The sequence below is a fragment of the Empedobacter sedimenti genome, from assembly GCF_030005555.1.
Taxonomy (GTDB): domain Bacteria; phylum Bacteroidota; class Bacteroidia; order Flavobacteriales; family Weeksellaceae; genus Empedobacter; species Empedobacter sedimenti.
This window is the reverse complement of record NZ_JASCQG010000001.1, coordinates 233,807-247,506: the sequence shown is the minus strand read 5'-3', so window position 1 is coordinate 247,506 and position 13,700 is coordinate 233,807. Positions and strand designations below refer to the sequence as shown.

Here is a 13,700-nt window from a genome sequence, read left to right as displayed (position 1 = left end):
GTAAACAAATATCACATGAATTTGAAGGATGTGCCAGAGTTGAAATCTGCAATTTTAGATTTACCTATTAAGGAAAAAGATAAGCTGTTGTTGCGATTAATAAACAAGGACGATACGTTGGTAGAGCATCTTCATTTTCAGTTATTAGAAGATGAAAATGATTTAATTGATCGAACAAAAAAAGTGTTTGAAAAAATTGATATTCAATTTGTTAAATCTCGTCATTTAATTAATCAAGTTAATATAACAAGAAGCCATCGTCAATTACTATTGTGTCTTAAATCAATGAGTGGAATTGTTAATTATCATGTACAGATTACAAAAGATAAAACATCAGAATTTGAATTAAGAAAATATATTTTACACGAATCTTTTAATCGTTTTCCTTTCTTATTTACAGAATATACAACAGGAGATAATGCAGAAAAACTGTATAAGTATCAAGCTGGGAGATTAAAAATGCTTCGCACTTTGTTTAGTAAGTTTCATGAAGATTTACAATCCGATTATTATGAGGATGTAAAATCTATTGACGATTTTTTATTACTAACGCCATTAAAATCTGAACTTATATTGAATAGCTCATCTTTTTAAGATGAGTTTTTTGTTTTAGTATTATCGTTATCAATTTATTATGAGGTTTGTTTGGTTTAATTTTTGATGATTTTAATTCAATTAAGAAATATTTAACGATTGAGGGTTATAAGTTTAATTTATTGTTAAGTCTGTAAAATAATATAGTTAGTTCTGTAAAAACCGAACTAACTGTGCTATATTTGCAACGTTTTAAATAGCTTAACACAATTATGAATATAGAAAATGAAGCGTCAAACAATGACCTTTTTTGCAGTTTTAGCGCATTCTTGGAAAAAACGTATAAGTTTCCGCCATTAACTGCAAAGTTGCAAGCTTACATGGTTTTAGAATCAAGTGAAGAAGGATTTACGTTTGAAGAGCTTCTTGAGGTTTTCAATGTAAGTAAAAGTTCTTTATCAAATTCGATTAACTATTTACTGTCCATGAAACATATTGAGTATATCAATAAGATAAACTCTCGAAAAAGATATTTTAGGTTGAATTTTAATTATTTAACCGAAAAGTTAGATTTTTTATTTGAAATGATTTCTCAAGACATTGTCTTTACGAATAGAATAAAAGATCATAAAGCTAAAAATAATACACTTTCTAAGAATGTGGAAAATAGAGTGATTGATATTTATTTGGATCATTTGAGTCAAACAAAGCAATTATTAGAAGAAACAATTCAAAAAATTAACAAAATTCAACTAGATAATAAGTAAAAGTAATATGAAAAACGTTAACGTTATAATGGTTGGTGCTTTAGCTGTGGCGCTAAGTTCTTGTGGTAAAAAGGACAATGCAGCACAACAAGCACAAGGTCCAGCTCCGTATCCGGTAGTTGATGTACCTACAAAAGTGGTAACAAGTTATGATGAGTATCCTACAAATATTGAAGGAGTTGTAAATAACGATGTTCGTGCTAAGATACAAGGTTACATTACAGAAGTTTATGTTGATGAAGGTCAGTATGTACAAGCTGGTCAACCTTTATTCAAATTAGAAACAAATGTATTAACACAAAATGCAGATGCATTAAAATCTGGAGTTGGGGCAGCACAAGCTAATGTAAAGGCAGCTCAGGCAAATGTAAGTGCAGCGCAAGCAGCAGTACAAGCAGCTCAGGTAGAAGTGAATAAATTAACTCCGTTAGTACAAAAAAATATTATTAGTAATGTACAATTAGAAACAGCAAAAGCAAATTTAGCTAGAGCTCAAGCTAGTTATAATCAAGCTGTTGCTGCTAAATCTCAGGCGCAAGCTGGTGTTTCTCAAGCGCAAGCAAGTTATAAAGGAGCACAAGCTAATGTAGATTATTCTGTAGTTCGTGCCCCTATTAGTGGAGTTGTTGGTGCAATTAATTCTCGTCAAGGAACATTAGTTGGTCCTACAGATCAAATTGCAATTACAACAGTTTCTAATACAAGTAGAGTATATGCTTATTTCTCAATGAATGAGAAAGAGTATTTAAATTTCATTTCGAAATCTGAGGGTACGACATTAAAGGAAAAATTAAATAAAATTCCACCAGTAGAATTGGTTTTAGCAAATGGAGATATTTATCCTGAAAAAGGAAAAATTCAGACTGTTACAGGGCAAATTAATCCAACAACAGGAACAATTGATTTCCGTGTAACGTTCAATAATCCTGCTAAAATTTTAGCAAACGGAAACTCTGGTCGTATTCGTGTTCCTAAAACATTTGTTGATGTATTGGTTGTACCAGAAGCTGCTACTTTTGAGCAACAAGGTTTAACTTATGTGTACAAAGTAACAAAAGATACTGCTTACGCAACACCAATTACTGTTGTAGAAAGATCTGGTAATATGGCTGTTGTAAAAGAAGGAGTGAAGAAAGGAGATAAAGTAGTAGCACAAGGTGTAGGTAAATTAAGAGATAAAACAGCTGTTAAACCAACACCAGCAAACTTTGATTCTATTGTAAATTCTACTAAACCAATTTTTTAATTGTAAAGAGATATGTTAAAAACATTTATTGAAAGACCCGTATTATCTACGGTAATTTCTATACTTATACTTATATTGGGTATACTGGGGCTTACTGCGCTTCCGGTTACTCAATATCCAGACATTGCTCCCTCAACTGTTAAGATTTCTGCTTCATATCCTGGAGCAAATGCCAAAACAGTAATGGAGTCTGTTATTATTCCGATAGAAGAACAAGTGAATGGAGTTGAAGGGATGGATTATATTCAGTCTACAGCTTCTAACAATGGTTCTGCATCTATCGACGTTATTTTTAAACCCGGAGTTGATGGGGATATTGCGCAAGTAAACGTACAAAATCGTGTTGCTCGTGCTACACCTTTATTGCCTGCAGAGGTAACACGTTCTGGGGTTGTAACACAAAAACAACAAACATCTGCCTTGATGTTTACGTCGTTTTATTCTACTAATCCTAAGTATGATGAGATATTCTTACAAAATTATCTGAATATCAATATTATACCAGCGTTAAAACGTGTAAATGGTGTAGGGGATGCAACTGTTTTTGGTGCGATGACTTATTCTATGCGTATTTGGCTAGATCCATCTCGTATGGCGAGTTATGGTTTGATACCTTCAGATGTTTCAGCTGCATTATCTCAAGAATCTCTTGAAGCTGCAGCCGGATCGTTAGGAGACAACTCAGGACAATCATTCCAATATACAATAACTTATTCTGGACGTTATAAAACAGAAGATCAATACCGTAATATCGTAATTAAATCTTTGCCAAATGGACAAGTTTTAAGATTAAAAGATGTTGCGAATGTAGAGTTTGGAGCACAATCTTACGCTGGTCGTTCTTCTATGAATGGAGATCCTTCAGCTGTATTTGCTGTTTATCAAACACCAGGTTCTAATGCGCAAGAGATTATTGTAAATTTAAGAGAAGAATTAAAGAAAGCTGAATCTCAGTTACCAGATGGTGTTTCTTATACTATCTTAATGGATACAAATACATTCTTAGATGCATCTATCGAGAAAGTTGTTCATACAATGATCGAGGCATTTATTTTGGTATTTATTGTAGTATATATTTTCTTACAAGATTTCCGTTCTACATTAGTTCCATTAATTGCCGTTCCTGTATCTATTATTGGTACATTCTTCTTCCTTAATTTGGCAGGATTCTCGTTAAACTTATTAACGTTATTTGCCTTAGTGCTCGCCATTGGTATTGTGGTGGATGATGCCATTGTTGTAGTGGAAGCGGTGCATGCCCGAATGGAATCGCATCATGAAACTCCTATGGACGCTACTAAAAATGCGATGGATGAAATTTCTGGAGCTATCGTTTCGATTACCTTAGTAATGTGTGCGGTATTCGTTCCAGTGACATTTATTGCAGGTCCAACCGGAGTTTTCTATAAACAGTTTGGTATTACGTTGATCGTAGCCATTTTAATTTCTGCTTTAAATGCCTTAACATTATCACCAGCCTTATGTGCTTTATTCTTAAAACCACATCAAGAAGGTGAACAAAAACGTAATTTTATTCAACGTTTCTTTGATGCATTTAATGCTGCATTTGATAGAATGACTCATAAATATGGTAACTCTTTCAAATTCTTAGTTAAACATAAATGGATTTCTTTCTTACTTATTATTTTAAGTGGAGTAGGAATTTGGGGAATAGGTAAAGTAATGCCAACTGGATTTGTACCTGCAGAGGATAATGGATTTATCATCGGTAATATTGAATTACCAGCTGGTGCTTCTATGGACCGTGTGTATGAAGTAGAAAGAGAATTTCAGAAAAAAATTGCTAAGATTCCTGGAATTGATAAAGCAACGATTATTTCTGGTAACTCTATTATTTCTGGTGCTGGATCTAACTATGGTATGATGTTCGTTAAATTGAAACCTTTCGAAGAGCGTACAACTCCAGATTTATCAGTACAAGCAATTACAGGACAATTATTTGGTGCAGCAGCAACAATTCCTGATGCACAAATGATTTTCTTCCAACCACCAGCAATTCCTGGTTTTGGTATGTCATCTGGTTTTGAGTTAAAATTATTAGATAAATCAGGAGGAGAAATTACGGATTTTGATAAAGTAGCAAAAGAATACATTGGTGCATTAATGCAACGTCCAGAAATTCAGTATGCGCAAACATCGTTAAATACGAATTTCCCTCAATATGAGATTAATGTAAACATCGAAAGAGCAAAACAAGCAGGAGTTTCAGTTAGTTCTATCTTCTCTACTTTACAAGGTTATATTGGAGGATTATACGCAGCAGATTTTACGCGTTTTGGTAAACAATATCGTGTGTACATTCAGTCTTCACCAGACGATCGTATTAACGAAATGAGTTTAAACAAAATGTTTGTAAAAACAGCTACAGGAGCTATGACACCAGTTTCTCAGTTTGTTACTTTAGAGCGTGTTTATGGTCCTAACTCTGTTAACCGTTTCAACTTGTTTACATCTGCTAATATTACAGGAGCTGTAAAACCAGGTTATTCTACGGGTGATGCGATTGCTGCAATTAACCAAGTTTCTGAGCAAACATTATCTAGCTCATACGGAACAGACTTTACAGGTTTAACACGTGAAGAGATTAACTCTGGTTCGCAAACAGCAATGATTTTTGCTTTATGTATTGTGTTTGTTTACTTTATTTTATCTGCACAATATGAATCTTATGTTTTACCATTAGCTGTATTGTTATCAGTACCTTGTGGTATGATGGGAGCATATTTCTCTCAATGGATTGCAGGATTAGAAAACAATATTTATTTCCAGATTGCCTTAGTCATGTTGGTTGGTTTATTGGCCAAGAATGCCATTCTGATTGTAGAGTTCGCTTTACAAAGACGTGCACATGGAATGACAATTGTTCAAGCTGCTGTTGATGGAGCTAAAGCTCGTTTACGTCCAATTTTGATGACATCTTTTGCTTTTATTTTAGGTTTGATGCCATTGGTATTTGCAACGGGAGTTTCTTCTGCAGGTAACCGTTCTGTAGCAACAGGAGCTGCATTTGGATTGTTAATTGGTACAGTTTTAGGATTATTTGTTATTCCAGTATTGTTTGTTGTTTTCCAAACAATTCAAGAAAAAATTAAACCAATGAAATTTGATCGTCCACAAGAAGAAGTTGAACATAATAAATCAATCTAATTATGAAAAAGTACAGAATATTTAATATTACTTTAATTGCGGCTGGTTTATTTGCTGTTCAGTCTTGTTTTGTAGCAAAAGATTACAATCGCCCAGAAGCTGTTGTAAATGAAGCTAATTTCAGAACAGATGTTATAGCGAAAGATAGTGCTACTGTAGCAACTGTATCTTACAAGCAAATTTTTACAGATGGTCAATTACAAGCTTTGATTAATCAAGGTTTACAAAATAATTTAGACATTCGCTCGGCACTGCAAAATATTGCAGTCGCTGAGGCGTATGCAAAGCAAGGTAAAGCAGGCTATTTACCAACTTTATCTGTTGGACCAAAATATACATTTTCAGAAAGTTCTCGTAATACACCATTTGGTGCAATGATGACTGATAGAAGTCAAAGTCAATACGAAGTTTCTGGTAACTTAAGCTGGGAAGCAGATATTTGGGGCAAAATTAGAAGTAATCAAAGAGCTTCGGCTGCTACATATTTGCAAACAATAGAGGCGCACAAAGCAGTAAAAACGCAAATTGTTGCATCTATTGCAAATGCTTACTATAATTTATTAGCCTTGGATGAGCAAAAAATTATCTTAGACAAAACCTTAATCAACCGCGAACAAAGTTTAGAAACAACTAAAGCGCTTAAAGAAGCAGGAAATGTCACGGAAGTTGCTGTTAATCAAACAGAAGCTCAGTTATACAATGTTAAATCATTATTGGTTGATGTTGAGAATGGAATTAAATTGAATGAGAACGTTTTAAGTGTTTTATTAGGAAGTAATCCTCAATCAATTAGTCGTTCTACTTTAAGTGCTCAAAATATCAATTCTAAATTATCAGTTGGTGTTCCAGCTCAATTATTAGAAAATCGTCCTGATATCAAAGCTGCTGAGTTTGGTTTGATGAATGCTTTTGAGAATGTAAACGTTGCTAATGCAAGTTTCTATCCGTCTTTAACAATTTCTGCAACAGGAGGTGTACAAGGTATTGATATTGATAAATTGTTTAGTGCTCAATCTATTTTTGCAACTGTAATCGGTGGTCTTACACAGCCCTTGTTACAACAGCGTAAAATACGTACACAAAAAGAAGTTGCTTTAGCTAATCAAGAAAAGGCTTTGATTACATATAAAAGCAAAATTTTGAATGCGAGTAAAGAAGTTTCAGATGCGCTTTATACGTATGATGCAGCTGTAAAGAAAGCAGATTATAAACAAAAAGAATATTTGTTATACAATCAAGCAATTTCAAATTCTGAAGAATTGTTAAACTATGGTATGGCAAATTATTTAGAAGTAATTACAGCGAGAGATAATGGTCTTAATGCTGAATTGAATGTAGTAAATGCTAAATTATCATCGTTAACATCTATGGTCGAGTTGTATCGTGCTGTAGGTGGAGGATGGCAATAAGCGATTTGACATAAACAAAAAAACCTCCAAAATTTTGGAGGTTTTTTTATGAGTATAATTATTTGCTTTTTATAATTTGATCAAAAAATTCTTCTGAATCATTATCAAAAGTAGGTTTTTGTAATAATAATTGAGAAATTTTTACAATTTTATCAAAATCTTCTTGCGTAAAATACTCGCCAAAATGTTCGTTGCAAAAATCACCAATATTACCTAAAACAATGTTTACTTCCTCTTCTGTTAATTCTCCTTTCAGTTTCCATCGTTGACGAAATAAACTTGCAGCTAAATAAGATGATATATCAATCAAATCATTAATCGAAATATTTTCTCCATTATGTAATTTAGCCATTACAAGCGTATGCATATCGCGATATATGACTTCTCTTATCGTCAATTGTTTTTCTTCCATTGTATATATTCTGCTGTAAAATTAGAGATTAAAATTTGCTTCGACCTGAAATTTCATCAATTCTTTTGTCGTAGGATGTATAAAATCCAAATATTCGGCATGTAAATGCAATCTATTTGCTTTAGTTCCGTATAAATCATCACCAATAATTGGAGTATTCAGACCCAATATATGTGAAGCATGCATTCTCAATTGATGTGTTCGTCCAGTAATCGGGTAAAAATGAATCAATGTTTTGTTATCTTTTCGTTTAATTACTTCATAACGAGTGCGAGAAGATTTTCCGTGCTCATAACAAACCATTTGCCTTGGACGATCATCTAAATCAACACGTAAAGGAAGATCAATCATTCCTTCATTTTGCTCAACATTACCGTCTAACAAAGCAATGTAACGCTTGTTTACTTTTCTTTTTATAAATTGTTGTTGAAGATGTTTATGACTTTCTTTGTTTAATGCTAAAACTAAAATTCCAGAAGTTGCCATGTCTAACCGATGAACGATAATAGGGCCAGTAGCTTTGGGGAATAGCTGTTTTATGCGTAAATAAACAGAGTCTTTAATCTCAATCCCTGGAACAGAAAGAAATTCTTCGGGTTTATTTATTACAACAATATCTTCATCTTGATAAATGATTTCTAACGATTCAACTTGTGCATTTTGCTGTAACAAAGGATTCTTATCCAACTCAATTCCATGTAACATATGTCCCAAAATAGGTTCACATTTACCTGTACAAGCAGGGTAGAAGTTTTGGTGTTTTCTGACTTCAGATTTAGGAGAATCTCCCCACCAAAACTCCGCCATACAAATGGGGTCTAAATCATTCTGAAAAGCATATTGAAATAATTTTGGAGCCGCACATTCTCCAGCTGCTGCAGGAGGTTGTTGAAAAGCAGTTTGTTCAAAAATTTCTCTTAAGCTTTTTTTTTGCTTAAACTTATTATAGAATTGATATTGGTCAAATAATTGATTTTGAAGTGAATTTGATTTATTTTTCCTTTCTTCTTTTAATGAATTGATTGTACTTTCATATTCATTTATTTGTGAAACAATTTGATTTTTTTCTAGTTCAAGATGTTCGTTTAGCATTCTAAATTCATATTTATCACGTAAACTTTGCTTCACTAAATCTTCTTCAAAAAACTGGATTTCTTCTTGAGATAAAGTAGGAGAAATTGTCTCTCTTTGAAATTTTCGTTCTTTTTTATTTGCCTTTAAAAGTTGTTTTCCTTCTTCAATTTTTGATTTAGAATCGATTTCAAATTGAATAAAATCTTCTTTTAAACGTAGATAGTTTTTATCCTTTTCCAGTGATTCTAACTCACGATTGATTTCATTAAGACGTTCTTCTTGATCTAAAAAAAAACCATCTTTGTTCAACATATCAAAAATAGGTGGGACAAAAATTTTGTGTTGATTTGTATTGGCTAACTTACCTGAAACTGCTGCTAAATATCCAATTTCATTCTTTTGATTTCGTACAACTAAAACACCAAACATTTTACCAATCGGTGTAGAAGATAGGTCATTTTCTAAACCAAAATTATGTTCAAAATCAGTTTGATTTTCCAAGTATTCTTGCAACTCTTCACACGCTTGTTTCGCAATTTCAGTTGGCTCATAGTAAAATGGATAATCAAGATTTTTTGGAATCTCGTATGATGAAATGGGTTGTTTAAAATATTGAAAATATTGAGACATTGCGTTGTGTAAATTCATTGCAAAGTTACATTATAACGGGTAAATTCTGAAATATAAATTTTTTGATTATAGTTGAAATGATTGTAACAATTATTCTAAATTATATCTTATAGGCAACTTATATAGTATTTTTACTTTTTCTCTTTTATATTCTGCTGGTTCCCATTTAGGCATCAATGATATAACTCTTATCACTTCTTTATCAAGTGAAGGTGATAAACTTGTTATTATTTTTATTTTATCCTTAATAATATTTCCTTCCTGATCTATAATAAACTCTACTAATTCAACTCCTGATTTTTCAATATCATCGGGATAAATAATATTATCAGATATAAATTTGAATAAAGCAATATGTCCTCCAGGATATTCAGCTTTCTTATCTACTTGTATATTAAGAATTGTAGGTTCTTTTAAACTATCTTGCGCATTAATTTGACAACAAAAAAAGACAATGAGTATTAATAAATAGTTTTTCATTAGGTTTGGTTTGTATAAATATAAAAAAATCCCACAATACAAAATTGAGGGATTTGAATTATCTTGTTTGATTATATTTTACAACCAATCTTCATCTTCTTCAGAATCTTCTAATTCAGCATCGATAAATTGAATGTAAAATGCAACGATTTCACCTTTTTCATTGTAACCGAAGTAAGCAGGATAAATTCCTTCTCCAAAACCAGCTTGAAAAATTGGTGCTTTAAATTCTGTAGCAGGAACAGTCCAATTAATCCAATCTCCTTCTTCTGATTGATATTTCGGATTATTTTTTGCGTTTTCTACAAATAATGCATTGAAATAGTCATCATAAAGATTAACATCATTTCCTTTACTTTCAAATTCATCGATAAATTTCACGAAAGACTCTTTAGCTTCAGCATCAACAATTGTAGCTAAGCCACTTTCGATAGAAAAACCAAAGTATTCACCTTCTTGTAATTCGTCAATCAATTCAATTCCTTTCATTGCTTCTTCGTAACGAACAGGCTTTTCGTTTGTAAAAGCAACTTTTACACAACCGATTAAATTCTCAACATCACCGTCGTCTTCGTATTTTACGATACTTGCGGTTACAGGAAAATTACCTTTTGGTGTCTCTAAGAAATAAGGATCTTTGTCCATTGCAAGATATTCGCCAAGCGGATCGTTCACGAAAATTTTACCAGAAGGAAGAGAAACTTCTCCCATTTCTATTTGGTCGATTTCTACACCACCAATTTCTTTATCTGTAAAATATTTTTCTAAATCGTTAGGAGCCAACGTAAATTCGCGTTTAGATTCCCAAGTTTTTAACCATTCTGCTGTTGGTTGCATATTATTTTGTTTTAATTGTTACAAAAGTACGTTAATTATTGGTAGTAGTGTAGATTTTGAATGTTAGTGATAGGTTAAAAATTATTTCAATTTTTTGTTTAATTCACGTTTATCAATATCATGTTCCAATTTCAGAATTTCTACTAAATCTTCTTCAGACAACAATTGATGTTTGAAATAGTTGATCAAAATAGCTTCCATTTTAGCAAACTCATTTTCTTTGTTTTGCTTAAAATTAGCTTCTACAAACTGATTACTTTTCGTTTTGATTGTAATTAAATTACTAACTCCATGCGAACCATTTGGTAATTCAAATTCACCAAATTCTTTTACTTTTTTACCAACATAATCGTTGTTTTCGATTATAACAGAATATAAATCTTTGATTGGATAGAATTGATCATTAATCTGAATTCCATCATTTGTAAAAGTTAGTTTTCCGTCTATTTTTCCATCCAAAGTTATTTCAGGCTTCTTAAAAAAACCATTCAAATAAGCTACAATTGTTGCTAAAACTCCAATAAAAATGTAATAATAGGTCTGATTCTTAAAAATATTTAATTCTAAAAACACATAACTTATGATTGAAACTGCGATAAAAGACAGAATCATTTTTACAATACTTTTGGGATCTTTTTTCGGTTTTTCTTTTACAAAAAGATCAAAACTATATTTATCCATGTGCTATTTCTTTACGAACTCTACTTAAACTTTCTGGTGTTATACCAAGGTACGAGGCAATCATCCATTGTGGTATGCGAGAAAGTTGGTTAGGGTAGAGACGCATAAATTCTAAATAACGTGTTTTTGCTGTTGCGCCAAGAAGTAAATTAATACGATCTTGAAGGCTGCGCACATGATTTTGAACTAATTTTAATTGAGCAGGTAGAAATTCGGGATTGATTTCTGATATAAAATTATTCAGTTTCTCATTCAATAAAATAATGGTAGAATCTTCAATTGCTTGAATATAAAACTTAGATTCTTGTTTGCAAAAAGCACTGTTTCGGTCGCTTACAATCCAGTTTTCTGTACCAAATTGTAGGACATGTTCTTTCCCATTTTCATCAATTGTATATGATCTAATTACACCAGACTCTACAAAAAAATAGTCCTCAGCATATTCACCTGGCTCTAAGATAAACTCGTTCTTTTTTACCTTTTTCTCTACTAAAACGTTTTCTATTTTAGCCCATTGATCATCTGTAAGGTCGATAATATTTTGTAAATGTTTTTTATAGTTTTCCATACATTGTTTTGTATTCAACAAATTTAGTTGTTTTTATGATATATAAAAATGTAACAAAATTTGTTACAATATAAATTTTAATTCTATCTTTGCAAAAGCAATTTAATGAAATGAATAATTTAAGATTCGCAACAGCAATTCATATTTTAGTTTTAACCGAAAAAAATCAAGGTGATGTAATTACTTCAGACTTTATAGCAGGAAGTATCAATGTCAATCCAGTTGTGGTTCGCCGTGAAATTAAATTATTGCGAGAAGCAGAATTTATTGATTCGAAGAAAGGAAAAGAAGGAGGATGTTATTTGATTAAAAATCCGAATGATATTTTTTTGGGCGATGTTTACAAATTAGTCAATCAAGAAAATGTTTTTGGGAAGATGAACCAAACCAATCCAATTTGTCCTATTGGAAAAGAAATGAATCAAAATTTAGAATTATTGTTTGATAGTGCCGAAAATGAATTAATTAAAACATTAAATCAAAAAACATTAAAAGAATTTTCTGATCAATTTTAAGGTTTTTTGTAACTTTAATTGTAACAAAAGTAATTACATTATAAATAGATAAAAATGAGAGTAGCAGTAATAGGAGCAACAGGATTTGTAGGCTCAGAAATCGTAAAAGAATTAATCAATAGAAATCATTCTATCAAAGCTTTTTCAAGAAACAAAGATAAAGTGATCGTAAGTAAAAATGTTGCAGCTGTAGAAGTTGATGTTAACAATATAGAAGCGTTGGTGACAGATTTACAAGGAGCCGACGTTGTAATAAGTGCTTATAATGCTGGCTGGACAAATCCTGATTTGTACAACGATTATATCAAAGGGTCTAACGCAATTGAGCAAGCAACAAAACAAGCTGGTGTAAAACGATTGATTGTAGTTGGTGGAGCAGGTAGTTTGTATGTAAATGATCAGAAAGAATTACAAATAGTAGACGCACCTGGTTTTCCAGATGAAATAAAACCTGGAGCAAGTGCTGCAAGAGATTATTTTAATACTTTACAAAATAATGAAGAATTGGATTGGACATATTTTTCTCCAGCTCCAGAAATGCATCAAGGAACTTCTGGTGTAAGAATAGGTACATACAGATTAGGAACAGATGTTCCTGTATTTGATGAGTCAGGGCACAGTATTTTATCAGTAGAAGATGTTGCAGTAATTATTGCTGATGAAGTAGAAAATGCAAAGCATATTAAACAAAGATTTACAGCAGCGTATTAGTGTAAAAGTTAAAAAATAAAATATTTTTTATTTTATTAGGCTATAATTTTCTTTTGGTATGATTTATGACTTTTACTAGTAAAATAAGTAGAATGAAATTATATACCGGAATTAGTTTAGTCATACTAAGTTTAGGTTTAGTTTTACTTTGTAAGTTTTTAAATTTTGAATTTTTATTAGATAAATTATTAGGATTTTTAATCTTAATTAGCAGTTTATTAGCCTCTTATTTTGGAGTAAAAAACATTTCTGATTTTTTTGATTACAACAGAATAATAAATAAAGGAGTAAAAGTAAAAGCGCACATTGTAGAAATAAAAAGAACCTTACTTAACGTAAATCACTTACCAGAATATATTGTAGAAGTGTTTTATAAACATCCGAAAGATAACCAAATGATTTATACAGAGTTTGAATATTTTGGAGATGTAAACAAAAATATAGAAATAAAAAAAGGAAAAGAAATTGATATTTTAATCGATCCACAAAATCCTGAAAATATTTTCTTCAAAAATGTAATTTAAAAGAGAGCTAAACTTTATTTAGTTCTCTTTTTTTGTTAATACCTTTTAAAAATCATTTCAGTTTTTATTCAAATAATTGTATTTTTGGTAACGTGAAACTTTGGGCAACTAAAATACTTATATTTTTATATTTAACAACTTCTA

Annotated in this window: 14 protein-coding genes; 8 read left to right on the top strand and 6 right to left on the bottom strand. The window is 31.4% G+C overall.

Annotated elements, in window-relative coordinates:
• Positions 1–15 precede the first annotated feature (15 nt).
• The 5 genes from QHG34_RS01260 to QHG34_RS01240 all read left to right on the top strand — a co-directional run bounded on the left by QHG34_RS01260 (position 16) and on the right by QHG34_RS01240 (position 7,124).
• Complete coding sequence (locus QHG34_RS01260; protein WP_282628281.1) at positions 16–594, top strand: hypothetical protein; 579 nt, start codon at positions 16–18, stop codon at positions 592–594.
• A gap of 212 nt (positions 595–806) precedes the next feature.
• Positions 807–1,301 carry a GbsR/MarR family transcriptional regulator gene (locus QHG34_RS01255; RefSeq protein ID WP_282628280.1) on the top strand — a complete coding sequence of 165 codons (495 nt, stop codon included), beginning with the start codon at positions 807–809 and terminating at the stop codon, positions 1,299–1,301.
• Positions 1,302–1,308: 7 nt separating this feature from the next.
• Complete coding sequence (locus QHG34_RS01250) at positions 1,309–2,547, top strand: efflux RND transporter periplasmic adaptor subunit (protein WP_282628279.1); 1,239 nt, start codon at positions 1,309–1,311, stop codon at positions 2,545–2,547.
• Between the two features lie 12 nt (positions 2,548–2,559).
• A complete protein-coding gene (locus tag QHG34_RS01245; RefSeq protein WP_282628278.1) occupies positions 2,560–5,715 on the top strand; it encodes an efflux RND transporter permease subunit in 3,156 nt (1,051 codons plus the stop codon).
• 2 nt (positions 5,716–5,717) lie between these two features.
• Positions 5,718–7,124: an efflux transporter outer membrane subunit gene (locus tag QHG34_RS01240; protein ID WP_282628277.1), complete on the top strand. Its 1,407-nt coding sequence runs from the start codon at positions 5,718–5,720 to the stop codon at positions 7,122–7,124.
• Positions 7,125–7,182: 58 nt separating this feature from the next.
• Here QHG34_RS01240 and QHG34_RS01235 read toward each other — a convergent pair whose 3' ends face one another.
• The 6 genes from QHG34_RS01235 to QHG34_RS01210 all read right to left on the bottom strand — a co-directional run bounded on the left by QHG34_RS01235 (position 7,183) and on the right by QHG34_RS01210 (position 11,806).
• Positions 7,183–7,536: a hypothetical protein gene (locus QHG34_RS01235; protein ID WP_282628276.1), complete on the bottom strand. Its 354-nt coding sequence runs from the start codon at positions 7,534–7,536 to the stop codon at positions 7,183–7,185.
• A 21-nt stretch (positions 7,537–7,557) separates the two neighbouring features.
• Complete coding sequence (locus tag QHG34_RS01230) at positions 7,558–9,258, bottom strand: RluA family pseudouridine synthase (protein ID WP_282628275.1); 1,701 nt, start codon at positions 9,256–9,258, stop codon at positions 7,558–7,560.
• A gap of 72 nt (positions 9,259–9,330) precedes the next feature.
• Complete coding sequence (locus tag QHG34_RS01225; protein WP_282628273.1) at positions 9,331–9,720, bottom strand: energy transducer TonB; 390 nt, start codon at positions 9,718–9,720, stop codon at positions 9,331–9,333.
• A gap of 78 nt (positions 9,721–9,798) precedes the next feature.
• Positions 9,799–10,557: a DUF4241 domain-containing protein gene (locus QHG34_RS01220; RefSeq protein WP_282628272.1), complete on the bottom strand. Its 759-nt coding sequence runs from the start codon at positions 10,555–10,557 to the stop codon at positions 9,799–9,801.
• Between the two features lie 81 nt (positions 10,558–10,638).
• Positions 10,639–11,238 carry a hypothetical protein gene (locus QHG34_RS01215; RefSeq protein ID WP_282628271.1) on the bottom strand — a complete coding sequence of 200 codons (600 nt, stop codon included), beginning with the start codon at positions 11,236–11,238 and terminating at the stop codon, positions 10,639–10,641.
• Positions 11,231–11,806 carry a Crp/Fnr family transcriptional regulator gene (locus tag QHG34_RS01210; protein WP_282628270.1) on the bottom strand — a complete coding sequence of 192 codons (576 nt, stop codon included), beginning with the start codon at positions 11,804–11,806 and terminating at the stop codon, positions 11,231–11,233. The genes QHG34_RS01215 and QHG34_RS01210 overlap by 8 nt, the downstream gene beginning before the upstream one ends.
• A gap of 110 nt (positions 11,807–11,916) precedes the next feature.
• Here QHG34_RS01210 and QHG34_RS01205 point away from each other — a divergent pair, with 110 nt between their 5' ends.
• From QHG34_RS01205 to QHG34_RS01195, 3 genes are all read left to right on the top strand, one after another.
• Entirely contained in the window at positions 11,917–12,321 is a 405-nt protein-coding gene (locus QHG34_RS01205) for an RrF2 family transcriptional regulator (protein WP_282628269.1), read from the top strand.
• Positions 12,322–12,375: 54 nt separating this feature from the next.
• A complete protein-coding gene (locus QHG34_RS01200) occupies positions 12,376–13,032 on the top strand; it encodes an NAD(P)-dependent oxidoreductase (RefSeq protein ID WP_282628268.1) in 657 nt (218 codons plus the stop codon).
• 92 nt (positions 13,033–13,124) lie between these two features.
• On the top strand, positions 13,125–13,556 hold the full coding sequence (locus QHG34_RS01195; RefSeq protein WP_282628267.1) for a hypothetical protein: 432 nt from the start codon (positions 13,125–13,127) through the stop codon (positions 13,554–13,556).
• Positions 13,557–13,700 lie beyond the last annotated feature (144 nt).